Source organism: Nocardia aurantiaca (assembly GCF_009708175.1).
Lineage (GTDB): Bacteria > Actinomycetota > Actinomycetes > Mycobacteriales > Mycobacteriaceae > Nocardia > Nocardia aurantiaca.
The window spans coordinates 21983-46656 of the sequence record NZ_WMBB01000013.1; the positions used below are offsets into that span (position 1 = coordinate 21983).

19 protein-coding genes are annotated in these 24674 nt (G+C 68.5%); 12 read left to right on the forward strand and 7 right to left on the reverse strand.

Going from position 1 to position 24674, the window contains the following annotated elements; genetic code table 11:
• Window positions 1-107: 107 nt before the first annotated feature.
• Entirely contained in the window at window positions 108-590 is a 483-nt protein-coding gene (locus tag GLP40_RS25530; RefSeq protein ID WP_154790563.1) for a MarR family winged helix-turn-helix transcriptional regulator, read from the reverse strand.
• 148 nt (window positions 591-738) lie between these two features.
• Here GLP40_RS25530 and GLP40_RS25535 point away from each other — a divergent pair, with 148 nt between their 5' ends.
• Window positions 739-2184, forward strand: a complete 1446-nt coding sequence (locus GLP40_RS25535; RefSeq protein WP_328290644.1) for an MFS transporter — start codon at window positions 739-741, stop codon at window positions 2182-2184.
• A 266-nt stretch (window positions 2185-2450) separates the two neighbouring features.
• Window positions 2451-3362: an oxygenase MpaB family protein gene (locus tag GLP40_RS25540; protein WP_154790564.1), complete on the forward strand. Its 912-nt coding sequence runs from the start codon at window positions 2451-2453 to the stop codon at window positions 3360-3362.
• Here GLP40_RS25540 and GLP40_RS25545 read toward each other — a convergent pair whose 3' ends face one another.
• The gene (locus tag GLP40_RS25545) at window positions 3363-3950 is read right to left on the reverse strand and encodes a GyrI-like domain-containing protein (RefSeq protein ID WP_154790565.1); all 588 of its coding nucleotides are present in this window, start codon (window positions 3948-3950) and stop codon (window positions 3363-3365) included.
• Window positions 3951-4070: 120 nt separating this feature from the next.
• On the opposite strand from GLP40_RS25545, the gene GLP40_RS25550 reads away from it, so the two are divergent.
• From GLP40_RS25550 to GLP40_RS34580, 5 genes are all read left to right on the forward strand, one after another.
• Complete coding sequence (locus GLP40_RS25550; RefSeq protein ID WP_154790566.1) at window positions 4071-5720, forward strand: CocE/NonD family hydrolase; 1650 nt, start codon at window positions 4071-4073, stop codon at window positions 5718-5720.
• A 4-nt stretch (window positions 5721-5724) separates the two neighbouring features.
• Window positions 5725-7326: a M20/M25/M40 family metallo-hydrolase gene (locus GLP40_RS25555; protein ID WP_230329932.1), complete on the forward strand. Its 1602-nt coding sequence runs from the start codon at window positions 5725-5727 to the stop codon at window positions 7324-7326.
• 159 nt (window positions 7327-7485) lie between these two features.
• Window positions 7486-8325, forward strand: a complete 840-nt coding sequence (locus GLP40_RS25560; protein ID WP_154790567.1) for an alpha/beta hydrolase — start codon at window positions 7486-7488, stop codon at window positions 8323-8325.
• A 194-nt stretch (window positions 8326-8519) separates the two neighbouring features.
• Window positions 8520-9344, forward strand: a complete 825-nt coding sequence (locus GLP40_RS25565; protein WP_328290677.1) for a class I SAM-dependent methyltransferase — start codon at window positions 8520-8522, stop codon at window positions 9342-9344.
• A gap of 269 nt (window positions 9345-9613) precedes the next feature.
• Complete coding sequence (locus GLP40_RS34580; RefSeq protein ID WP_154790569.1) at window positions 9614-10843, forward strand: hypothetical protein; 1230 nt, start codon at window positions 9614-9616, stop codon at window positions 10841-10843.
• Between the two features lie 272 nt (window positions 10844-11115).
• Here the strand turns inward: GLP40_RS34580 and GLP40_RS25575 are convergent, their stop codons facing one another.
• The 3 genes from GLP40_RS25575 to GLP40_RS25585 all read right to left on the reverse strand — a co-directional run bounded on the left by GLP40_RS25575 (window position 11116) and on the right by GLP40_RS25585 (window position 17691).
• Window positions 11116-14130, reverse strand: coding sequence for a bifunctional [glutamine synthetase] adenylyltransferase/[glutamine synthetase]-adenylyl-L-tyrosine phosphorylase (locus GLP40_RS25575; RefSeq protein WP_154790570.1), 3015 nt, complete (start codon window positions 14128-14130; stop codon window positions 11116-11118).
• Window positions 14131-14750: 620 nt separating this feature from the next.
• Entirely contained in the window at window positions 14751-16091 is a 1341-nt protein-coding gene (glnA, locus tag GLP40_RS25580; RefSeq protein ID WP_040856254.1) for a type I glutamate--ammonia ligase, read from the reverse strand.
• A gap of 73 nt (window positions 16092-16164) precedes the next feature.
• The gene (locus GLP40_RS25585; protein WP_154790571.1) at window positions 16165-17691 is read right to left on the reverse strand and encodes an alpha/beta hydrolase; all 1527 of its coding nucleotides are present in this window, start codon (window positions 17689-17691) and stop codon (window positions 16165-16167) included.
• A gap of 264 nt (window positions 17692-17955) precedes the next feature.
• Between GLP40_RS25585 and GLP40_RS25590 the strand changes: the two genes are divergently transcribed.
• The 5 genes from GLP40_RS25590 to GLP40_RS25610 all read left to right on the forward strand — a co-directional run bounded on the left by GLP40_RS25590 (window position 17956) and on the right by GLP40_RS25610 (window position 22726).
• Window positions 17956-19095, forward strand: coding sequence for a S1C family serine protease (locus GLP40_RS25590; RefSeq protein WP_230329933.1), 1140 nt, complete (start codon window positions 17956-17958; stop codon window positions 19093-19095).
• A gap of 225 nt (window positions 19096-19320) precedes the next feature.
• Window positions 19321-20193, forward strand: coding sequence for a 3-methyl-2-oxobutanoate hydroxymethyltransferase (gene panB, locus GLP40_RS25595; protein WP_154790573.1), 873 nt, complete (start codon window positions 19321-19323; stop codon window positions 20191-20193).
• Window positions 20194-20369: 176 nt separating this feature from the next.
• Window positions 20370-20837, forward strand: a complete 468-nt coding sequence (locus GLP40_RS25600; RefSeq protein WP_230329934.1) for a hypothetical protein — start codon at window positions 20370-20372, stop codon at window positions 20835-20837.
• Window positions 20837-21793, forward strand: coding sequence for a prolyl aminopeptidase (gene pip, locus GLP40_RS25605; protein ID WP_154790574.1), 957 nt, complete (start codon window positions 20837-20839; stop codon window positions 21791-21793). The genes GLP40_RS25600 and pip overlap by 1 nt, the downstream gene beginning before the upstream one ends.
• On the forward strand, window positions 21794-22726 hold the full coding sequence (locus tag GLP40_RS25610; protein ID WP_154790575.1) for a CHAD domain-containing protein: 933 nt from the start codon (window positions 21794-21796) through the stop codon (window positions 22724-22726).
• 109 nt (window positions 22727-22835) lie between these two features.
• Here GLP40_RS25610 and GLP40_RS25615 read toward each other — a convergent pair whose 3' ends face one another.
• Both GLP40_RS25615 and GLP40_RS25620 read right to left on the reverse strand, forming a co-directional pair.
• The gene (locus GLP40_RS25615; protein ID WP_328290645.1) at window positions 22836-24317 is read right to left on the reverse strand and encodes an RNB domain-containing ribonuclease; all 1482 of its coding nucleotides are present in this window, start codon (window positions 24315-24317) and stop codon (window positions 22836-22838) included.
• A gap of 14 nt (window positions 24318-24331) precedes the next feature.
• Window positions 24332-24658 (reverse strand): hypothetical protein, encoded by a 327-nt coding sequence (locus tag GLP40_RS25620; RefSeq protein WP_154790576.1) that lies wholly within the window; start codon window positions 24656-24658, stop codon window positions 24332-24334.
• Window positions 24659-24674 lie beyond the last annotated feature (16 nt).

Here is a 24674-nt window from a genome sequence, read left to right on the forward strand (position 1 = left end):
GGTCCCCGCCATTCGGATGATCCCCCGAGCGGCTTGATCCGGCCGTCGCGGGTAGTGAACGCCGGATGGCATGACCGGACGGTCCCCGCCATTCGGCTCTCGCCTCCCTATGGGCCGGCGGCGGTCGCCGTTCCGCTCTCCGGGACCGGACGTGGCCACGGACGACCGTGATAACGCTCGATATCTGTGTTGAATCGCTCGAGCCAGGCCGCCAGGGCGCTGACGTCCTCGTCGGACCAATCCGCCAGGATCGCATCGAGATGCCGGATGCCTTCGTCACGCGCGCGCTGCAGCTGTGCCTCCCCTTCCGCGGTGACGCGGAATTTGCGGGCGATGCCACCATCGGGATCCGGGATTCGCTGCACCAGGTCCGCCCGCATCATGGCTGCGGTTTGCCGGTTCAATGTGGACACATCCAAACCCAGCGCATCGCTGAGCTGCCCGATCGACATCGGACCTTCCACCGCTAACCGTCGCAGCACGGTGTAGGCGCTGCGATCGAGACGAGTCTCGCTGCCTTTGCGAGATATCAGGCTGTACCGCCCGAAGAGCATGGCTTCGAACTCGATCTGGTCGGTTGGCTTGTTCATACCGCTCCTTCCGCCGATCCGCTTCGACTCTCGATCCACCTCGCTTCCGGAGTCAAACCCTACACAGTGTGCATCACGCACTCTATGTGCATAATGCTCATCATGTGCGCGATACACATTAGCGCGTTCCCGCTCGGAGGAGACATCCGTGACCCCAGCTGATTCCACCTCACAGACCGGCCGCATCCTGGCCGTACTGGCCTATACCGGCATCACCGCCTCATTGATGCAGACACTCGTCGTCCCGCTACTGGGCCAGTTGCCGACCATCTTGAACACCTCCCCCTCGAACTCGAGCTGGGTTGTCACCATCACCCTGCTCGTCGGGGCCGTGGCCACGCCGGTCGCGGGCCGGCTGGGCGACATGTACGGAAAGCGGCGCATGATGATCGCCTCGACGGTGCCGCTCATCATCGGTTCCGCGGTCGCCGCCACGGCCACTTCGCTGATTCCGATGATCATCGGCCGCGGCCTGCAGGGCCTGGGCGTCGGCATTGTTCCGCTGGCCATCGCACTGCTTCGTGACGTCATGCCGCCCGAACGGCTCGGCTCCTCCATCGCGCTCATCAGTTCATCGCTGGGCATCGGCGGCGCGCTGGGCCTGCCGCTGGCCGCGGCGGTCACCGAGTACAGCAATTGGCGCGTATTGTTCTGGGCCGCAGCAGTTCTGGTGGTGATAGCCGCCGCCCTCCTCGTCCTTTTCGTCCCCGAGGGCGGGTCCGAAGGCCCGTCCGGTCGCTTCGACATGCCCGGTGCGCTGCTGCTCAGCGCGGGGCTGGTGTCACTGTTGCTTCCCGTCTCCAAGGGCGCTTCGTGGGGTTGGACGAGTGGCAGCACCCTGGGGTTCTTCGCCGCCGCCGTGCTACTGCTGCTGACGTGGGGCTGGTGGGAGCTGCGCGCGACCGAACCGCTGGTCGATCTGCGAGTCACCGCGCGGCCGCAGGTGTTGATCACCAACATCACCACCATCGCGGTCGGCGTCGGCATGTACTCCGTGCAGCTGAGCATCCCCCAGCTGATGCAGCTCCCGAAATCCCTCGGTTACGGACTGGGTCAGTCGATGATGGCGATGGGATTGTGGATGGCCCCGGCAGGCATCATGATGATGCTGATCTCACCGGTCGGCGCGAAGCTCTCCGCATTGCGCGGGCCGAAGACCACGCTGGTCACCGGCGCTCTCATCATGGCCATCGGCTATGGGCTGGCACTGCCGTTCATGGGCTCGATCTGGGGTCTTCTGGCGGTGAACATCCTCTACAGTTCCGGCGTCGCCTTCGCCTACGGCGCCTTGCCCGCGCTGATCATGGGCGCGGTACCCCGGTCGGAAACCGCGGCGGCCAACGGCTTCAACACACTGATGCGCTCCATCGGCACCGCGATGTCCTCCGCGGTGATCGGCGCGGTCCTGGCCCAGATGAGCGTCTCGCTGGGCGGTCACTCCATACCGACCGAGAAGGGCTTCCAGGCAGCGTTCCTGATCGGCAGCGGAGTTTCTCTCCTCGCCGCCGCCATGGCCCTGATGATTCCGATCCGCCGGGCTGTGCGGGGAAAGCCGGAGGGAGACGTCACGGCGTCGGTCCCCGCCGCGGCTTGAAACATTTCTCACACCAACCACATCGGGGTGGCCGAGCTGTTCCACCGAAGGAAGGACCGAAATCCATTCTCGGGCAGCCTCACCCGGCTGCCGGCGGAAAACGCCGGGGTCGTGGACCGGGTTGCACGGCCGGTCCCCGCCATCCGGCTTTCGCCTCCGCGTCGGTGACGGTTGCCGCCCTCGCGACATGATGAGAAGATTCTTTAGCAACTCTCTCATCCTGTCCGAGTGTGGTGCTCGGGCAGGTGTGATCAAAGGAGATCACCATGACCGCCGCGGTCACGCTCGACCAGGAGACTTCAGGCGCCCGCCCCGCACGCCGCCCCTTCGCACCCGGCAGCCGCATGTGGGACGACGTCGGCCTGCTCACCTTCTCCCTCACCGCAGGCTCGGCCTTCCTGCTGCAGACCATGGAGCCGACCATCTCCGCCGTGGTCGACGAGCACTCGACCTTCCGCACCGACCCCATGGGCCGCGCCATGCGCAGCATCGCTTCGGTCATGATGTGGATCTACGGCGGCGACGAGGCCCTCGCCGAAGCCGACCGCCTGCGGAAACTGCACGCCGGTCTGAACACCACCGACGCCCAGGGCGTCAAACACCAGGCCCTGGCCTCCGCACCCTGGGCGTGGGTCCTGCACACCGGCGTCTTCGCCTTCACCGAAGGCAACAAGTACTTCTCCCGCGATAAGCTCACCGACGCCGACAAGGAGTCCTACTACCAGGAAACCGTGCAGCTCATGCGCAATTTCTCGGTGGCGCCCAAGGAGATTCCCGCGACCTACGCCGAGTGGGAGCCCTGGTTCCGGGATCAGGTCGAAAACCACCTCGTCGCAACTAATGTCGCCTATGACTATCTGCGGACGATCCGTAGGATCGCCCCGCCCGAGCAGATCCCCGCTCCCCTGCACCCGATCTGGCGCGCGGTGACCAACCCCGTCGGCCGACTTCAGTACTTCTGCACCGTGGGCACCACCCCCGGCGTCATCCGCGACAGGCTGGGCCTGGAGTGGACCGCCAAAGACGAACGCGCCCTGCGTGTCCTGGGCTGGCTCATCGGCCGCACCGTCCCCCGCCTCCCCGAACGAGTCCGCTACTTCCCCATCGCCTACGAGGCCCGCCGCCTCGAGCGCGACCGCGCCCGCCTCCGCAAGATGATCGACCTGCGGCCGGTGTGATCAGCCGCGCCGCACCGGATGACGCAGCACCGTCCGCATGGCGGCGTCTCGGGTCTTGCGTGGATCGGAGAGGTAGATCTCATGATGGCGGCCGTTCATGACCAAGCCGTGCTCGGTCATGAAGGCTTCCATGCGGGCCAGGGTCTCCGGCTCGGTGGCGTACGGGCCGCGGTGCATGACCTGGATGGACTCGCCCTCGGTGAGCTGTTCGAAGGCGGCTCCGGACACCATGTCCGCGGTCACCGATTCGGGCATGCGGATCATCATGGTCCAGTGCCATTCGTCACGCGGCACCTCGAGTGCGGGGCGGTCCGATTCGACCCACCACAGGCCCTCGAGCTTCGGCACCACGAAGTCGTTCCCGCCGGCCTTGGCGATCTTCTTCGCGCCGTAGGCGGCTCGGTAGAGGGTGGAGACGGCCTCGGTGTAGGCGTCGCCGAGAGGTGCGCCGACGCCGCTGACCGTCGCGTAGTTGCAGGTCTCGAAGGTGCGCAGGACCGGGTCGGCCGGAGCGTCGTAGTAGTGCTTGTCGGTTGTGGCGAGGTCCAGTTTCACGTCTTCTCCGTACGTCGAGGTCGGTTCGAGCATGCGGTCTCCCGTCGCGGGAGGGTCAAACCCGACGCGGTGTGGCGACGGAAATCGGACCGTGCACCCCGGTTCCTGGGGCTGGTTCACGGCGGACGCAACCGCCAAGGTCACTATGTGATCATGCGGATGGTGTTGTGGCGCGCCTTGATCGGCGTGCTGCTGGTGGTGGGGACTGTGGCGGTACCGGGGCGGGCGGCGGCCGATCCGCAGTATCAATGGCACGAGGAGTTCATCACCGCGCCGGACGGAACGCGGCTGCACGCGGATGTGCTGCGGCCGGCGGGAGTCGCCGATGACGTGCGGACGCCGGTGATCATGACCGTGAGCCCGTACCGGGCGCATCTGATGCGGTTGAGCGAACCGCGGATCAAGGGCGGGCCGTCCACCGAGGATCTGCCCGTCTCCCTGTTCCTGCAGGCCGGATACACCTACGTGATCGTGGACCTGCGCGGCTTCGGCGGCTCCAATGGCTGCCCGGACTTCGGCGGGCCGGGTGAGCGGTCCGATGTGAAGTCCGCGGTGGAATGGGCTGCGGCACAGCCGTGGTCGACCGGGCGGGTGGGGCTGATCGGCACATCCTACGAGGGCTGGACCGGGCTCATGGGTCTGGCCGAGAAGCCCGCGGGGCTGGCGGCGGTGGCGTCCTTCGAGCCGGTCGTGGATCCCTACGCCTACCTGTACATGCAGGGCACGGCCTGGAAGTTCTCACTCAAGCCGATCAGTGAGAACGGTTTCCGGCCGGGCGATTTCGCGGGGTTCGAGCACCTGCTCATCGCGTCCACACCCGCGTATCCCACCGATTCGGCCGAGTACAAGGCGAACACCTCGAGTATCGATCCCGCCTGCTATCAGCACTACATCGCCGAAACCACCAACCACGACGCCACCTCCGCGTTCTGGCGGGACCGGGATCTGGTGGAGAAGTTGCGCGGCAACACCATTCCGCTGTTCCTCGGCCAGGGGTTCGTCGACTACAACACCCGCGCGGACCGCGTCTTCCAGCTGTGGAACGAGCTCGGCCCGGGTGAGCACAAGGCGTGGTTCGGGCAGTGGGGTCATCGCGACTGCATCGAGAAATGCGGTGCGCCGCAATTCGCCTCGGAACTGCTGGCATTCTTCGACAAGCAGGTGGCGGGCAAGGATGTGACCGTGCCCGGCCCGCGCATCACCGTCGGCCAGTTCGACGGGAAGTGGCGGTCGGAGACCGCGTGGCCGCCCGCCGACAGCCGGGCCCTCGACATCGGCCTGCGCACCGGGCGCTATACCGACCGCGGCCTGATTCCCGGTGCGGACCGCGAGATCTGGACCGTCTCCCAGCCCCTCGACCAGGACCAGCACCTCTCCGGCGCGCCGACCGCCACTCTCGATCTGGACGGGCCGGCCGCGGCCTCCGTCACCGTCGAGGTCTACGACATCGCCCCCGACGATCGGGCGACCGTCATCACCCGCGGTATCGCTCCGGTCGCCCCGACCGCCCAGGTGCGCCTGCTGGCCCAGGACTGGCCCATCCCCGCGGGCCACCGCATCGGCATTCGCGTCACCGACGTGGTCGACGACGTCTGGGCGCACCCGCCGGCCTTCGCGCCGGTCACCGTCGCCTCGGCCCAGATACACCTGCCGCTGCTCGCCGCGGTCCGCACTCCGGACCTCCCCGGCGACCTGAGCGAGGCCATCCCCAAGTGGCGAAACGAGAAGTCCGTCTCCCTCTCCCCCGATGTGGTGAACAATGCCACTGTGACCGTGAACTTCCCTCCCAGGTCCGCTGGATAGGCCCATGACCAGCACCGCGCCGACCGACACCCTTATCGTCGACGATGCCACCGCCGAGCGGCTGGCCGCGGCGCTGCGTTGCCGAACCATCTCCCACGAGGACCTCGACCGCATCGACCTCACCGAGTTCGACCGCCTCACCATCCATCTCGAACACTCGTTCCCCCTGGTCCACACCCACCTCACCTGGGAAACCTTCGGCCACAGCCGCCTGTACCGCTGGGCGGGCAGCGGGTCGGCCGCTGCCGGGACCTCCGGTCGAACGAGTCTCGAATCGGGATCCGGCCTCGCATCCCCGACGCCGGTGGCTCGCACGGCCGCCGCGGGCCCGTCGGCGAACGCTCCCGGCACGGAACGGGAGCGGGACATCGCCGACGTCCGGCCGGGTGCTGTCGCGGCGGCCGACGGCTCGAGCTCGGCGACGCGGTCGACGGATGAAGCGCGTCCGGTGGCAGGCGATCGGAGCGGGACGCGCGGCGAGGCGGTGGCGGCGATTCTGCTGGCGCACATGGATGTCGTGCCGGTGGACGACCCGGAGGGATGGACGCATCCACCGTTCGCCGGGGTGGTGGATGACGAATTCATCTGGGGCCGTGGGGCGATCGATGACAAGAGCCGGGTGCTGGCCATCCTGGAGGCGGTCGAGCAGGCCCTGCGTGAGGGTGTACGGCCCTGCGAGACCGTGTATCTCGCGTTCGGGCATGACGAAGAGATTTTCGGGGCCGCGGGCGCCGGGCGCATGGCGGCGCGGCTGCGGTCAGCCGGGGTGCGGGCGCGGCTGCTGGTGGACGAGGGCGGGGTGATCACCACGGGGGTGGCGGACGGGATCGATGTGCCGGTCGCCACGATCATGGTGGGCGAGAAGGGGTTCGCCACCGTCCGGCTGGCGGTGACGGAGGTGGGCGGGCATTCGTCCATGCCGGGACGGCAGACGGCGGTGGGGCGGCTGGCGCGGGCGGTGGCGCGGATTCAGGATCATCCGTTCCCGCTGCGACTGACCCCGGTGGCCGTCGACATGCTCACGCGGGTGCGGGAATTCATGTCCGAGCCGCGCCGGACCCTGCTCGGGCTGCTGAACGTGGCGGGACCGGTCGCCGCGCGGGTGCTGGCGGCCCGGCCGCAGACCGAGGCGCTGGTGCGGACCACCACCGCGCCGACCATGATCAGCGGCGGGGTGAAACCCAATGTGCTGCCGCAGCGAGCCGAGGCCTTCGTGAATTTCCGTATCCTGCCGGGTGATTCGGTGGCAGACGTGCTGACCCACTGCCGGAAGGTGGTGCGGGACAAGGGCATGTCCATCGAACTGGACGGCATCACCTCGGAGCCGTCGATCGATCCGTCCGCGGGACCGGACTTCGATCTCGTGGCCGCCATCGCTCGCGAGCTGGTGCCGGGCATCGCCGTCACGGTCGGCGTCGTGCCCGGTGCGACCGACTCCCGCTACTACGATGATCTGGCCGACACCCGCTGCAATTTCGCCCCGATCATCCTGAACGCCGCCGACCTGGAACGCATCCACGGCACCGATGAACGCATCTCCCGCGCCGACTTCGCCCGATTGATCCGATTCAACCGCCTCCTGCTCGACCGTCTCGCCCGCCCCTGACCGCGGTAACCGTCCCACCACGCCGATCCGCCCGTCCGGTCCCGCACTGCGGCGACTACGCGAGAATGACTCCGCCGATCAGCGACATTTCGGGCGCACACCGGTGTGCGCGGGCGTACCCTCCGGCAACGTGACGACCTCGATCCGAAGGGAGCGGCCATGACCCGCACTGAGAACGGTGATTTCCAAGGCGCGGGAGGTCGCGTGTTCTGGCAGGCGTGGCTGCCCGACGGCGAACCCCGCGCCGTGGCCGTGATCGTGCACGGTTACGCCGAGCACTCGGGCCGGTACGCGCATGTCGCCGAGCGGTTGACCGAATCCGGGTTCGCCGTCTACGCCCTGGACCACACCGGGCACGGGAAGTCGGAGGGCGCGCGAGCGAATGTCGGCTCGCTGGACGCCGCCGCCGACAATGTGCGCACCATGCTCGCCACCGCCACCGGCCGCCACCCGGGCCTGCCGAGCTTCCTCATCGGCCACAGCATGGGTGGTCTCACCACCGCCTATCTGGCTACCCGGGATCAGCCGGAGGTGACCGGCATCGTGCTGTCGGGTCCGGCCATCGACATCGAGGCGGGCAACGCCGTGCAGCGCCTGGCCGCGCCGCTGGTGTCGAAGTATCTGCCGAATCTGCCGGTGGTGAAGCTGGATTCGAAGCTGGTGAGCCGTGATCCCGAGGTGGTGTGCGCCTACGACGAGGATCCGCTGGTGCATCACGGCGGCGTCCCGGCCCGCACCGCGGGTGAGATGCTGCGCGCGGGCGAATTCGTGAAGTCGCATCTGGACCGCCTGACCACACCATTGCTGGTACAGCACGGGACCTCCGACGGCCTGGCCTCGCCGACCGGCAGCGACCTGCTGGAAAAGAACGCCGCGTCCGAGGACAAGACGGTCATCCGCTATGACGGCCTCTACCACGAGATCTACAACGAGCCCGAGCAGGACAAGGTGCTCACCGACCTGGTGAGCTGGCTCGAGGCGCGCCTGCCGAACGCGTAGCGGCGCTCACCCGTAGGTCGCCGGACCGGCGACCCCGATGGCGAGGACGCCGGTCCGGAAGGTTCCAGGCGCACGAATCCGCTGGCGCCGTTCGCGTTCGCAACGACAGCGCGAACGAAGCACCGCGCGCCGCCCGCGACACGCAACCCGGAAAATCAGCTGAGGCCGCCCCCGAATCCGTGGCACAGTCGAGGATCATGAGCGACTACCGCCGCCTCAACCGGGCCAACTGGGACGATCGCGCGCCCCTGCACGCCGGTTCCGGCGACTACGCCCTGGACAGTTTCCGGACCGACCCGTCCCACCTGAGCCATGTCGTCCGCTTCGACCAGCCGCGCCTCGGCGACATCCGCGGCCTGGACGCGGTGCATTTGCAATGCCACATCGGCACCGACACGCTCTCACTGGCCCGACTCGGCGCGACCATGACCGGCCTCGACTTCTCCCCCGCCTCCCTCACCGAGGCGCGCAAGCTCGCTGAATCCACCTCCACCCCCATCGATTTCGTCGAGGCCGATCTCTACGACGCCGTATCCGCGCTGGGCGCGGCGCGATTCGATCTCGTCTACACCGGGATCGGGGCGCTGTGCTGGTTGCCGGACATCCGCCGCTGGGCCGAGACCGTGGCCGCCCTGCTGCGGCCGGGCGGCCGCCTGTTCCTCCGCGAGGGCCATCCCGTCCTCTGGTCGATCGACGAGACCCGCACCGATGCCCTCACCATCGGCTACCCGTACTTCGAAACCGCCGACCCGATCGTCTTCACCGGCGAATCCACGTACGCGGAAACCGATTCCGCCATTACGAACACCACCACCAACGAGTGGAATCACGGCCTGGGCGAAATCGTCGAAGCCCTCCTGCAGGCCGACCTCACCCTCACCCAACTTCTCGAACACGACAGCGTCCCGTGGGAACCACTCCCCGGCCGCATGGTGTGTGGCGAAGACCACGAATGGCGACTCATCGACCATCCCGAACGCCTCCCCCTCACCTACACCCTGCAAGCCCGCAAGCCCTGAGGCGCGAAAGGCCCGCGCCGGGATCCGGCGGTGGCAGATCTGCGCCACATGGTGGTCGGGGCCGGTTCGCGCCGTAGGGCTTCGAACCGAACGGAACCCGCCCGGCGCTTCCTGGGCTGGACCGTGGGCCGGCACCGGTATATCGGCTGACGGCAACGGAAGTCAGCGGCGCGAGTGCGACCGAATCACTCCCGACGCGCGGGCGTGGAACCCACGGCTCGCGTCCGGCGTCCAAGCGTGCAGAGAGACCGGGCGATGGGAGGACGCCGATGGAACCGGAAGCCTTGCGGCGCAGGGCGCGACTGAGCCAATCGGGAGCCGAGCATGAGCAGTCGCGGATTGCCGTGCGGGGGATCGACCCGGATTACATCCGGCAGTTGGAGCATTTCGCGCGATTCTCGCACCAGCAGATCCATGACCGGGTTCAGGCGATGGACCCCGGCGCGATGCACAGCGCGGCCCAGATCTGGATCAGCATCGCGAACAGCATGTTCGGGGCCCTGAGCGCCCTGCACGCCACCGTGCAGAACGCCCTCTCCGCTGGCATGTCGGGCCATATCGCCGACGCCGCCGAGGCAGCCGCCCGCCAATTCGTCCGCGACGCGACCGACGTGGCGGAGATCGCTCACAGCACCGGCCACCGAGTGATCGCCGCCGCCTACGGCGCCGAAGCCGTCCGGAACACGGTGCCGCCACCGGTGACCCACGGCGCCGCCAAGGCCGCGAACGAGCAATACCAGCTCGCACTGGCAGCCCTCGACGCCAACTACGTCCCGATCTACCCGCCCGCGGGAGCGGGAATCCCCGCCTTCTTCGAGGTCATGACTCCCGGCAATACCGATGCCACAGCCGAGAACCGCAGCGGCGCAGCCGATTCCGGAGGGAATCCACCCGCGCCGGACACCTCGCCACTTCGAACCCCGTCGGCCTCCGATACCCAGGCCGCGCCTGGCGGCGTCCACGATCCCGCAGCGGCCACCAATCCGGCCGCTGCGCAAGCCATTCCAGGAACAGCTGCCCGAACCGATGTCCGAAACCCGGCCGACCTGAACCGCCCGTCCTGGGACCGGCAGCGCTCGGAAACCCCACAGCCCACCGACATCGAAACCGGGCCCGCCACCACAACACCCCCCGGCCGCCCCTTCGTCCCGCCCATTCGCCCGACGACCCCGTTCTCACCCCGCCCGGCCCCCGCCGCCCCCGACCCCGGCCGCAGCTTCCCCGGCCCGCCCGACCCCGAACTCTCCACCCAGCCGAAACGACTCGAATCCCCCGACGGCGCCGGACCCCTCGGCGCCGGAGCCCCCGCGGGAATGTTCGCCCCGGGCGCCCGCGCCGCCGCCGACCCCGATTCCGCCCACCGCACCCCACCTTGGCTGATCCGCAACCGCGAGGACGAACTCCTCGGCACCCCGCTCCCCCATCTCCCAGCCACCCTCGGAGCCGAATTCCCCGCAGCCCGAAACGATCTCATGGTGCCGCCCGACGACCTCGGCTGATCGGCGATGTCCTTGCCGCCACGCAGACGACGTCGGCCGGGTCGCTCACCGTCCGGCGGCTCGAACAGACCAGGATTCGTACCCGGCGGCTCCACGCTTGGCGCCCGAACGAGACAGGAGCTCTCCGGTGACGTGGGTCCAGCGCCCGGTCCGGCCGCCCGGCACGCTCTCCACGGCATCCATGGACCTGTGGACATCGGCCGACCGAGCTCGGCCGGTCCCGGTATCGGGACCTCCGGGGCGAGAAGAGATCTCGCCCCGTTCGGCGTGTGCTATTCGCCGCCGAAGACTCGTTCCACGACTGTCTTCGCGCGGCGGGTGACGCGCATGTAGTGGTCGAGGAATTCACTGCCGTCGTCGGTGGGCCAGCCGTATACCCGGGCTATGGCGGACAGCAGGGTGCCGGGGCCGGGGAGTTGGTCGGCGGATTTGCCGCGCACGAGGACCAGGGCGTTGCGGGCCTTGGTGGCGGTGAGCCAGGCATCGCGCAGGAGGGCGGCGTCGGTGGCGTCGATGAGTTCTGCGCGTTCGATGGCGTCGAGGGATTCGAGGGTGGAGGTGTTGTGGAGTTCGGGCACCTCGTGGGCGTGGAGGAGCTGGAGGAGCTGGACCGTCCATTCGACATCGGCGAGGCCGCCGCGACCCAGTTTGGTGTGGGTGGCGGGGTTGGCGCCGCGCGGGAGGCGTTCGGAGTCGACGCGGGCCTTGATGCGGCGGATCTCGCGCACGCCCTCCGGGGACATCCCGCCCTCGGGGTAGCGGATGGGATCGATGGTGCGCAGGAAGCGGATTCCGAGTTCGCGGTCACCCGCGACCTGGTGGGCGCGCAGCAGCGCCTGCACCTCCCACGGCTGGGCCCACTGGCCGTAGTAGGCGGCGTAGGCGGCGAGGGTGCGGACGAGCGCGCCATTGCGGCCCTCGGGGCGCAGACCGGCGTCCACCTGCAGCGGCGGGTCGGTGCTCGGTGCGCCCAGCAGGCGCTGCACCTGTTCGGCGACGCCGATGGCCCATTTGACCGCGACGGTCTCGTCCTCGCCGGGGCGCGGATCGCACACGAACAGCACGTCGGCGTCGGAGCCGTAGCCGAGTTCCATGCCGCCGAGCCGGCCCATGCCGATGACCGCCAGGTCGGCGGGCGCGGGCTTGCCGAGATCGGCCTCGCTCGCCCGGATCACGGCCTGGAGCGCCGCCTCGAGGGTGGCGATCCAGACCGAGGACAGCGCCTCGCACACCTGCGGAACATCCAGCATGCCCAGCACGTCCGCCGAGGCCACGCGGGCAAGCTCATGGCGGCGCAGCGAGCGCGCCGTCGCCACCGCCCGCTTCGGATCGTCGTAACGCCGTGCCCCGGAAAGGATTCCACGCGCCACGTCGGCTGGTTTGGTGGCCAACAGCAGCGGCCCGTCCGGCCCGTCCGCGTACATGCGGATGGTCTCGGGCGCGTTGATCAGCAGATCCGGCAGGTACGCCGAGGATCCGAGCACGATCATCAACCGCTGCGCGATGGCTCCCTCGTCGCGCAGTTCGCGCAGGAACCAGATCTCGTTGTCCAGCCCCTCCGACACGCGCCGGTAGGCGAGCAGCCCCGCGTCGGGATTCGGTGTCTCGCCGAGCCATTCGAGCAGCGTCGGCAGCAGCAGCGCCTGGATCCGCCCCTTGCGCCCGACCTCGCCGGTCAGCGCTTTCAGATGCCCGAGCGCGTTCTCCGGCGCCACATAGCCCAGCGCGGCCAGCTGCCGCACCGCCGCCTCCGGGCTGAGCCGCAGACTGTCGGCGTCCAGCCGCGCGACCGATTCCAGCAGCGGCCGGTAGAACAGCTTGGCGTGCAGCCGCCGCACCCGCACGGCATTGCGTTTGATCTCGCTGGTCAGCACCCCGACCGCGTCCTGCCGCCCATCCGGCCGCATGTGCGCGGCGCGCGCCAGCCAGCGCATGCCCTCCTCGTCCTCGGGGGCGGGCAGCGTGTGGGTGCGCTTGAGTCTCTGCAGCTGCAAACGGTGTTCGAGCAGCCGCAGGAATTCATAGGAGGCCGTGAGGTTGGCGGCGTCGTCGCGGCCCACATAGCCGCCCGTCGCCAGCGCGGTCAGCGCCTCGACGGTGCCCTGGACATGCAGCAGCTCGTCGGCCTTGCCGTGCACCAATTGCAGTAGCTGGACGGCGAATTCGACATCGCGCAGACTGCCGTGCCCCAGTTTCAGCTCGCGTTCGCGCAGGTCCGCGGGCACCAGGTCCTCGACGCGCCGCCGCATGGCCTGCACGTCCGTCACGAAGTCCGGGCGCTCGGAGGCCGCCCACACCATGGGCATCAGCGCGCCGCGGTACTCGCCGCCGAGTTCGAGATCGCCGGTGGCGGGCCGCATCTTGAGCAGTGCCTGGAACTCCCAGGTGCGCGCCCAGCGCTTGTAGTAGGCGATATGCGAGTCCAGGGTGCGCACCAGCGCCCCCGCCTTGCCCTCCGGCCGCAGCGCCGCGTCGATCTCGAAGAAGGCCGCGCTGCCCACACTCATCATCTCGGCGGCCAGCCGGGTGGCGGTGGTGTCGGCCGGTTCGGCGACGAAGATGACGTCCACGTCGGAGACGTAATTCAGTTCCCGCGCACCGCATTTGCCCATGGCGATGACGGCCAGCCGGACCGGCACCTCCCGATCGGTGCACACCCGGGCGATCGCCACCGACAGCGCCGCGGTGAGCGCCGCGTCGGCCAGATCGGTGAGATGCTGCCCCACCTCCTGGTATGGCAGGACCGGTTCGTTCTCCACGGTGGCGGCCAGATCGATGGCGGCCAGCAGCATGAGCTGATCGCGATACCGCTTGCGCAGCAAGGCGATCGCTTCCGGTCCCGCGACGCCCGCGCGGTGCATCATGGGCCCGGCGTTCGGCCCCGTCTCCGGGATGGCGTGCACCGCGTCCAGCAGCTCGGTCAGCAGTTCCTCGCGCTGGGGCAGCCTCGACCGCTGCAACAGCCGCCACGAGGGCGGATCAGCGACCAGATGGTCGGCGAAGGCGCTCGACGAGCCGATGAGCGCGAACAGCCGCCCACGCAACGCGGTGTCCCGGCGCAATTCGGAATCCAAAGCGGCCCAATCGCTCCCGAGCTGCTCGCGCAGCCGGATGAGCGTCAACAGCGCCAGATCGGCGTCGGGGGAACGCGACAGCGCCCACAGCAGCGGAACGCTGTCCACGTTGTCCCACGCCAACTCTCGCAGAGAGTCGGACGCCGACGGCTCGAGCAGACCGAGCCGTCCGACACCGGGCACAGCGGAACGAGCAGTCGGTGGCCGAACCATGCAATCAAATTACATGGCGCGTCGAACCGACATGCCGCCCAACCCTCCCGAACGAGACATCGTTGCCCCCTCGCAGCCGCTCCGACTCCCGAACGCACCCACCCGCACTCGGGTGGCGTCGCACGCCTACGTGAATCTCATGCTGAAGCATGGAGTGACGCGGGTGCGTATGGCCCACCACCTCGGCGCGGCGCGTGTGAAGCCGCCGCGTCCGCCGGCCCGCCTCGGCCCGAACCGCGGCTTGATAGACCTCCCGCCTCGGAGCCGGGAGCGAACAGCTCCACAGACCTGCGCATGCAGGGTCGGAGGCTGAAACTCCCATCTTCGCAGCCCACCCCAACCCGGACCCACGAATCGAAGGGCAAGCCACCATCTTCGCGACCCGCCTCAGCCCGGACTCACGAAGCGCAGAGCAAACCTGCCAAGTTCGCGGCCCGCCTCGGCCTGGACTGACGGAGCGGGGGAGCGAAGCGGAGGAGCGGAGGAGGGAAGGCCGAGGTAACAGGGCCGCGAACCCGCCCGGAGCGAAGCGGAGGGCAGGAGGGCAATTATCACAGCCCCAGATATTCCTTTATCACAGCCCCAGATATTCCTTTATCACAGCCCCAGATATTCCTTTATCACAGCCCCAGATATTCCTTGAGCTCGTAGGGCGTCACCTGCGCGCGGTAGCCCGCCCACTCGCGGCGCTTGTTGCGCAGGAAGAAGTCGAAGACGTGCTCGCCGAGGGTCTCGGCGACCAGTTCGGACTTCTCCATGGCCTTGAGCGCCTCGTCCAGCGAGGCCGGCAGCTCACGGAAGCCCATGGCGCGCCGCTCGGCGGAGGTCAGCGACCACACGTCGTCCTCGGCCTCCGGCGGCAGCGTGTAGCCCTTCTCGATGCCGCGCAGGCCCGCGGCCAGCAGCACCGCGAAGGCCAGGTAGGGGTTGCAGGCGCTGTCAGGGCTGCGGATCTCGACACGGCGCGAGGCCGACTTGTTCGGGGTGTACATCGGAACCCGCACCAGCGCAGACCGATTCGATCGGCCCCAGGAGGCGGCCGTCGGGGCCTCGCCACCGTGGATCAGGCGCTTGTAGGAGTTCACCCACTGGTTGGTGACCGCGGAGATCTCGTGCGCGTGCTCGAGAATGCCCGCGATGAACGCGCGCGCCGTCTCCGACAGGTTGTCCGGGTCGTCCGGATCGGCGAAGGCGTTCTGCTCGCCCTCGAACAGCGACATGTGGGTGTGCATGGCCGAACCCGGGTGGTCGGCGAACGGCTTGGGCATGAAGCTGGCCCGCACGCCTTCGTCGATGGCCACTTCCTTGATCAGGTAGCGGAAGGTCATGACGTTGTCGGCCATGGACAGCGCGTCCGCGTAGCGCAGATCGATCTCCTGCTGGCCCGGCGCGCCCTCATGGTGGCTGAATTCCACGGAGATGCCCATGGATTCCAGCGAGTCGATGGCGTGGCGGCGGAAGTTCGGGGCTTCGTCGTGCACGGCCTGGTCGAAGAAGCCGCCGTTGTCGGCCGGGACCGGGCTGGAACCGTCATGCGGGCCCGGCTTCAGCAGGAAGAACTCGATCTCCGGATGTACGTAGCAGCTGAAGCCCAGGTCACCGGCCTTGTTCAGCTGGCGGCGCAGCACGTGCCGAGGGTCGGCCCAGGACGGCGAACCATCCGGCATGGCGATATCGCAGAACATGCGCGCGGAGTGCTGGTGCCCCTTGGAGGTGGACCACGGCAGCACCTGGAAGGTGGACGGATCCGGCTTGGCCACCATGTCCGCCTCGGAGACCCGGGCAAACCCCTCGATGGCCGAACCGTCGAATCCGATGCCTTCCTCGAAAGCGCCCTCCAGCTCGGCGGGCGCGATCGCGACGGACTTGAGATAACCCAGGACATCGGTGAACCACAGTCGCACGAATCGGATATCCCGTTCTTCGAGCGTCCGGAGCACGAATTCCTTCTGACGGTCCATGACCGCGAGCGTAGGGTCCCGGAGTTAAATCCGTGTTACATGAACGTCAGCAGGCGCGGCGAGTCGCGCCGACTCAACACGTGAGGCCCGCCGCGGGCTCCTTCAGATCAACGAGATACGAAATCACCGGGTCGTCGACACACTGAACGCCGGACAGCGACACGGTGTGTCGGGCGCCCTTGTAGGTGATGAGGGACGCGCCGAGCTGCTGCGCCAGATCGACTCCGGCCTGGTACGGCGTGGCCGGATCCTCGGTCGTGGAGATCACCACGGTTTTGGGCAGGCCCTGGATCGAAAGTTTGTGCGGGGTGCTGGTACTGGGCACCGGCCAGATGGCGCACAGTTCGAGGGGCGCGGCGTCGCTGCCGTGGCCGTCGTCGAGGAAGGGGGCGACGCGGCGGTAGTCGGCGTCCTGCTTGGCGGCGACAGACCGGTCGGTAATAGCCGGATCGTCCACGCAGCGAATGGCATTGAAGGCGTCGGAACTGTTGTCGTAGCTGCCGTCTTCGTGGCGGCCGTCGTACATGTCGGCGAGGGCGAGCAAGGTGTCCCCGCTGCCCTGGGCCAGTTCGCGCAGGCCCTTGGTGAGCGCCGGCCACAGGCGGTTCGAGTACAGGGTCTGCTGCACGCCGGTGATGGCGTCGCCGTAGTGCAGGCCGCGCGGGTCCTGGGTGGGAACCGGCTTGCCCCACAGCGGATCCACCAGCGCGCGGAACTTCTTGGTGGCCTGCCGCGGATCATCGCCGAGCGGGCAGTTGGTCTTCTCCTTGGCCGCGCAGTCGACGGCGTAGGCGTCGAAGGCCTTCTGGAAGCTGGCCGCCTGCGCCACCGATTCCTTGACCGGATCCTGCTCCGGGTCCAGCGCACCGTCGAGCACCAGGGCGCGCACGTGGTCGGGGAACTTCTCGGCGTAGGCGTAGCCGAGGCGGGTGCCATACGAGTAGCCCACATAGGTCAGCTTCGAATCACCGAGCACCGCGCGGATCACGTCCATATCCTGCACGACTTCCCGGGTGCCGACGTGGGCCAGGAAGTCCTTGCCGGTGCGCTGGGCGCATTTGTCGGCGAGGTCCTTGTTCTCGGCCTCCGCGGCGGCGATACCGGCGGGCGAGTTGTCCTTGTTGGGCTCGGCGCGCTGGGCGTCGTCCTCGGCCGCGGTCATGCACTTGATGGCGGGCTGCGAGGCGCCGACGCCGCGCGGGTCGAAGCCGATCCGGTCAAAGCGGTCGGCGAGCGTGGTGCTGTCGCCCAAAGTGACCATGTTCAAGCCGGTCACACCGGGACCGCCGGGGTTGAACAGCAGCGAGCCGATCTTGTTGCCATTGGCCCGGACTCGCGAGATCGCGATCTTGGCGGTGGCGCCGCCGGGGTTGGCATAGTCGACCGGCACCGTCACCCGCGCGCACTCCGCGTTCTTCGGCATCTCGTCTTCGCTGTAGTCGGCACAGCTGCCCCAGGTCAGGGTCTGGTTGTAAAAGGAATCCATCCCTACCGGTGCGGTCGCGGTGGGCTTGCCGTCCACCACGTTGGTGCACGCAGCCGCGGTCATCGCCAACGCCGTCGCCATAAGCACGATCCGGCCGGTTCGCATCAACGCCATCCCACGATCGTGCCATCCCGCCGAAAACACCTTCGAGGCCGTCGGTTGTCGCATATCGGCTCCGCCCGTCCGCGTCTTGTCTCCGTTTACATCACCTCCGCCGCTGTGCGAAAGGTCACGCATGGCACGGATTCGGCAACGGTAGAGGTTCGGAGCCGGCCTCACCGGGGGTACGTGGGCCTTCACACGGCAAGTCCCCAGGCCGCTCTCAGGCACGGCATGCTTAATGGGAGGGAATCGGGGGTTCTACCTATGAGGGATGTCATGACCGTGCAACCACATTCACCGAATCGGTCCACCGCGTCCGGTTCCGGCTCATCGCGCTCACGCACCATCCGGGCCGCTGCCGCCGCGGCGGTGGCCTCGGCCGCGGCCCTGGGACTGGTGGCCTGCGGGCCGTCGACGCTCCCGGGCAATCCGCTCGGGCAGCCGCCGGGCGGGGTGACCCAGAGCCAGCCGATCGATTTCACCACGCCCCCAGCAGATCTCGACTCCGCGGTGCGGAACGTGGTGCCCGGCATCGTGGACGTGAACACCGAGCTCGGGTTGCAGAACGGCGAGGGCGCGGGCACCGGCATCGTGCTCAGCTCCGACGGCGTCGTGCTCACCAACAATCACGTGGTCGAGGGCGCGACCAAGATCTCGGTCACCGATCTGGGCAACGGGCATACCTATGACGCCACCGTGCTGGGCTTCGACCGGAGCGAGGACATGGCCGTCATCAAACTGAGCGGTGCGTCCGGACTGCAGACCGCACCGCTCGGCGATTCGGACAAGGTGGCGGTCGGCGACGCGGTGGTCGGCGTCGGCAATGCGGGTGGACGCGGCACACCCACCGCGGCCGCGGGCAAGGTGACGGCGCTGAATCGGGCCATCACCGCCAGCGACGACTCCACCGGCAGTTCCGAGCAGCTGACCGGTCTCATCCAGGTGGCCGCCACCATCGAGCCGGGCGATTCAGGCGGGCCGCTGGTGGACGCGGCCGGACAGGTCATCGGCATGGACACCGCCGCCTCCAAGGGCTTCCGCTTCAGCATCAGCGGCGGGCAGGGCTTCGCCATCCCGATCAACCAGGCGCTGTCGGTGGCCAAGCAGATCCAGGCGGGCCGGGCCTCGGAGCGCGTGCACATCGGCGACACCGCCTTCATCGGCGTCTCGGTCAGCTCGGTCAGCGGCGGCGCGCAGATCCGCGGCGTCGTCCAGGGCGGGCCCGCCGATCAACTCGGCCTGGCGGCCCGCGACGTCATCACCGGCCTCGACGACCACGCCATCATCTCCGCCAACGACCTCACCTCGACCATGGACCAGCACCACCCGGGCGACACCGTCACCCTGAAGTGGACCGACGAGGCCGGCCAGTCCCGGTCGGCCCAGGTTCAATTGGCCAAGGGCCCGGTCGGTTAGCGCCCGCACTTTCAGTGCCGAGCCCGCCCTTTCGAGGGCGGGCTCGGCCAGTCATCTCCCCCGGTAGGCATTTCTTCGATGGCCTGGGTGCTTGCTCCCGGACCGGCCTCACGGATGTGAGGAATTCCATCTCGGGCGGGGACGGGCGCAATGGCAGACTGAGGATCGTCAGAACAACCCGGGGACCCGGTCATGGGCCTCGAGGAAACGACGAAAGGGACGATGATGTCCGTATCCGATGCGGAAACCCCTGTTTACGGGTCTGCGGCACCGAAAACTCCCAAGCGCGGGGAGGCGGAGCGTCGGCGGAAGACGCGAGTGCAGCATCTTCAGCAGATGAAGCAGGCCGGTGAGAGGTGGTCGATGCTGACCGCCTACGACTACTCGACTGCCCGCCTCTTCGAAGAGGCCGGGATTCCGGTGCTGTTGGTCGGCGATTCGGCCGCCAACGTGGTGTACGGCTACGACACCACGGTCGCGATCACCGTCGACGAACTGATCCCGTTGGTGCGCGGCGTGGTGCGCGGTGCGCCGCACGCCCTGGTCGTGGCGGACCTGCCGTTCGGCAGCTACGAGTCCTCCCCCGGGCAGGCACTGGCCACGGCCGTGCGCTTCATGAAGGAGGGCGGCGCGCACGCGGTGAAGCTGGAGGGCGGTGAGCGGGTGGCCGACACCGTCCACACGCTGACCGCCGCCGGCATTCCGGTGATGGCGCACATCGGCTTCACCCCGCAGAGCGTGAACACCCTGGGCGGTTTCCGGGTGCAGGGCCGCGGCGACGGGGCCGAGCAGCTCATCGCCGACGCCATCGCGGTACAGGAGGCCGGGGCCTTCTCGGTCGTCATGGAGATGGTGCCCGCCGAGCTGGCCGGGCAGGTCACCCGCAAGCTGACCATTCCGACCATCGGCATCGGCGCCGGCGCGGAATGCGATGCGCAGGTGCTGGTCTGGCAGGACATGGTCGGCTACACCGGTGGCAAGACCGCCAAGTTCGTCAAGCAGTTCGCCGATGTGGGTGGTCAATTGCGCACCGCCGCAGCCACTTACGCGGACGAGGTGCGGCGGGGTGTGTTCCCGGGCCCGGAGCACAGCTACTGAGCCGGATCCGGCTTCCCGGATAGCTGAAGTGCCTCCGCGCCACACCACGGAGGCACTTCATGCATTTCGGCTATGGAACCCGGGGGCTGAGGCCCCTGCCCCCTGCTTCTCGGTCCACAGCGAACTTTTGATGGCAGACTCGGAAGCCAATGAGCTGGAACGACCGAAGGGAAGCCATGGATCGCGGAACGAGTCGCCGGGTTCGTCGTACGCCGCTGCTGATCGCCGCGATGGGTGCCGTCGCGTTGACCGCGGCCTGTGGCGGCAACTCTTCGCCTGGATCGACGCAGCCGCAGGGCTCGTCCTCATCGCTGACCTCGACGGCGGGCAAACCGACCACCACGGGCGGACCGACCACCTCGGTGAATGGCACCACGCCACTGAACGTCTCCGACGATGCCGCCAAGCAGCTGTGCGACATGCTGCGTCCGCAGCTGTCGGATTGGCGGGTGCAGGGGCCGACGCTGGGCAAGATCTCGCTGAACGCGACCGTGATCCAGTGGGCGGCGCAGAACGGACTGTTCCTGCCGAACGACCGGGGCGTGGTCGACCGGGTCACCGCCAAGAGTTGCTCGGATGTGCGCGATCAGGCGATCTCCGCACTGGAGATCCCGAATCTGGCCGCGGGTCTGGTGGCGGGCTGATGCGCACCCTGTACCCGCCGATCGAGCCCTACGAGCAGGGCATGCTGGACGTCGGCGACGGCCAGACGCTCTACTACGAGGTGAGCGGCAATCCGGACGGCAAGCCCGCGGTCTTCCTGCACGGCGGTCCGGGCGGCGGGACGTCGCCGTATCACCGGCAGTTCTTCGATCCGCGGGCCTACCGGATCGTGCTGTTCGATCAGCGGGGGTGCGGGCGGTCCACGCCGCACATCGCGGACGGGGCCGGCCTCGAGCACAACACCACCTGGCATCTGGTGGCCGATATCGAAAGGCTGCGAACGCATCTCGGCGTCCAGCAGTGGCTGGTGTTCGGCGGCTCGTGGGGTTCGACGCTGGCGCTGAGCTACGCGCAGGCGCATCCGGACCGGGTCACCGAGCTGGTGCTGCGCGGGATATTCCTGTTGCGGCGCAAGGAAATCGATTGGTACTACAATGGCTCCGCGGGGTACGTGTACCCCGACGAGTGGGAGAAGTTCCTGGCGCCGGTGCCGGAAGCCGAACGGGGGCGGGATCTGGTCGAGGTCTACCACCGCCTGCTGCACTCCCCCGATGCCGCCCTCGCCACCGACGCGGCCGTCGCGTGGTCCACCTGGGAGGGTTCCACGAGTTCCCTGCTGCCCCAACCGGATCGGGTCGCCGAAACCGCCGATCCGCGGTTCGCACTGGCCTTCGCCCGCATCGAGAACCACTACTTCGTCAATCACGGCTTCCTCGACGAAGGCCAGCTGCTGCGCGATATCGAGCGCATCGCCCACATTCCCGGCGTCATAGTGCAGGGCCGCCACGACGTGGTGTGCCCGGCGACCAGCGCCTGGGATCTACACCGGGCCTGGCCCGCTTCGGCACTGCACCTGGTGCCCGACGCCGGTCACGCCGCTCTCGAACCCGGCATCACCCACCATCTGGTGGAGGCCACGGACAAGTACAGGACGTAGATGAGCACCACAGCCGGTTCCGCATTGATCGACGCAGCAGCCGCCGATGTGGACCGACTGTGTACCGCCGAACCCGATGTGCGCCAAGACCTTCCGGACTCGGTGCACAAGATGCGGGTGGCCACCCGGCGACTGCGCAGCGTCCTCCGGTCCTACCGCCGGATACTGCGGCGTAAGCCGGTCCGCGAGATCACCGACGAATTGCGCTGGCTGGCAGGGCTACTCGGGGTGGCGCGCGACGCCGAAGTGCGAGCTGAGCGGTACGCCGCCCTCCTCGGCGACAACGGGGCGCCGTCCGACGAGAAAACCGTTCCGCTGGGCGAGAAGCGGGTTCCCCAAGACGATTTCGGTCAGCGACTGGTCGCGGAGGAGCGCGGTTACTACGCCGGGGCCCATCGGGCGGTGGTCGACTCCTTGGACAGCCACCGCTACCGCACCCTCGTCGACCGCTTGCACAGATTGCTCACCGACCCACCGCTACGTGCCTCACACGCCGACGATCCCGCCGAACCGGTCTTCACCAAGGTGCTGCGGCACGAATTCCGGGACCTGCGCCGTCTCGTGCGCACGGAGCCCGGTCTGTCCGGCGACGACCGCATACAGCACCTGCACGATATTCGAAAGGCCGCCAAGCGATTGCGCTATTCGGCCGAAGCCGCGACCGCCGTACTCGGCAAGCCCGCCGAGGAACTCGGCAAGCAGGCCAAACGCCTACAGGGCGTGCTCGGCGATCACCGCGACGCCATCGAGGCCCTGAAAACACTGCGCACCCACGCCACCGACGCCGACGAGTCCGGCTATCAACTCCTCTGCGACGCGGAGGAAGCAGCGGCGGCCAAGGCCCTCGAGGAATACCCGGACGCCATCGAATTCCTCCGCGACCGCCCGCTGGACCAGCCGCGAATTACACTCAGAGACGGTCGATCTCGGTGAGATCGATATCGATCTCGAACGGCACGGTCAAACGAAGCCGATCATGATGAATTCCGGTGAGCGCGCATACACCCGTGGCCGGATCGAGCTCATAGAAACGGTTCGACGGTCATGGCTTCGAGTACGGCATCGAACAGGCTGGTCCGGCGGGGTAGCTGAACATGACCGTACGGGTGGCGGGGTCCGCCTCGGCGAGCCGGACCTGCACTGTTCCGCCCTCCGGCAGTGCGCCGGTGCACTTGGCGAGGACGGGCGGGTCGGCGATGAAGATCTCGGCGGGGCGGGTGCCGTTGGTCGCGCGCAGAACCACGGCGGCGAAGTCGGTGCCGAGGCGCGGGGACAGCACGGTGGCCTCGGTGAGTTCGACGCAGGCGCGTTCCACCTTGCCGGCGAGGGCGTCGCTGCGGCGCATGGTGTCGGCTACCGCGGTCAGGTCATCGCGGACCCAGTGCGGGACTTCGGTTCTCGCGCAGCGCGCCAGGCAGATCTCAGTCACGTAGCGGTCGGCGAGGCGGCGCAGCGGGGCGGTCACGTGCGCATAGGGTGCGCCGATCGCGCTGTGCCGCAAGGTTTCCGGGGCCTGGCCGTTGAGGATCGTGTAGGACGCGCCGCGCAGCAGGCCGGTGGCCTCGGACATGAGCACCAGGCCGGCGGGCGTATTGCAGTCCAGGGTGGCCAGCATGCGGCCCGCGGACTCGTCCCGCGACCAGGGCACCCCGACCACGGCGGCGGTGCGGCGCATGGACTCGATGGCACTCGCGGCGGGGGCCGGCATGGTGCGCAGCACACCCACGTGGCCGGAGCCGTTCGGGTTATTGGCATCGAGCATGATTCGGGCCGCGCACATGCCGGTCAGCAGGGAGACCTGCTCGTTCCAATCGTCGGCGGCGGTACGCGGTTCGACGGCCAGTTGCCAGTGGTCGATCCCGGTTTGCTCGCCGTCACGGATGACGGTCTGCGCGGGCAGCCGCAGGGTGATCGCGCCGCGCCGGATTCCGGCCTCGATGCGCAGGCGCCCGAAATCGGGGAGCGCCGCGATGGACGGGTGCAGGCGGCCGGCGTCGGCGTCGGCCTGCACGCTCTGATAGTCGAGGCGGGCGCGGGAGCGGACCAGGGCGCGGGCCACCGAGTAGCGCACGGCCTCGGCGTGCGCGTCGCATTCGATGGTCCACAGCGCGGCGGGGCGGTCCACCTCGGGCAGCAGGCTGGCGCGGTCCTCGGACAGCACTCTCGGGTGCAGCGGGACGGTGCCGTCGGGGAAGTAGAAGGTCTGGCCGCGGGCCAGGGATTCGCGGGCCAGCGGCCCGCCGGGGGCGACCACCGCGGCCACATCGGCGATGGCGTAGTGGAGGAGGAATCCGCCATTCCGGGTGCGTTCCAGGCACAGCGCCTGGTCCAGATCCATGGAGCCCGGCGGATCGATGGTGACCAGCGGAATCTCCCGCCGATCGGCTCGGGCACCCGCGAACGCGTCGACCGCGTCGCGGGCCTCCGAGACGGCCTCGGACGGGTAGTCCGAAGCCAGTCCGAATTCGGTTCGGACGGCGCCGAAGTCCACCGGCGCCGACACGATCCGCTGATGCAGTTCCACTGCGGGGGCTGTCCCTACTGCAGGGCCAGCATGGTGCCGTTCAGCTCGTTGAACGGACCGTACACGGTGAACACCACGCGACCGCCCGGGTACTGGGACGACAGTGCCGCCGCCGAGTCCAGGGCCTCCCCGAAGGAAGCAGCCGAGGGGTGCGGCAGGCCCGCGATCGCCTGCCCGATGTGGGTCTGCGCCACCCACTGCGTGTCCGCCGGGGTGAGATCCACCTGTACCCCACCCGGCAGCGGGGTCACGGCGACCGCGGAGGCGGAACCGGCACCCAGCACAACGGAAGCGGCAGCGGCGAGAAGCGCCCCCACTGCCAGTTTGCGAGCAATTCGCATGTAGACGAGACCTGCT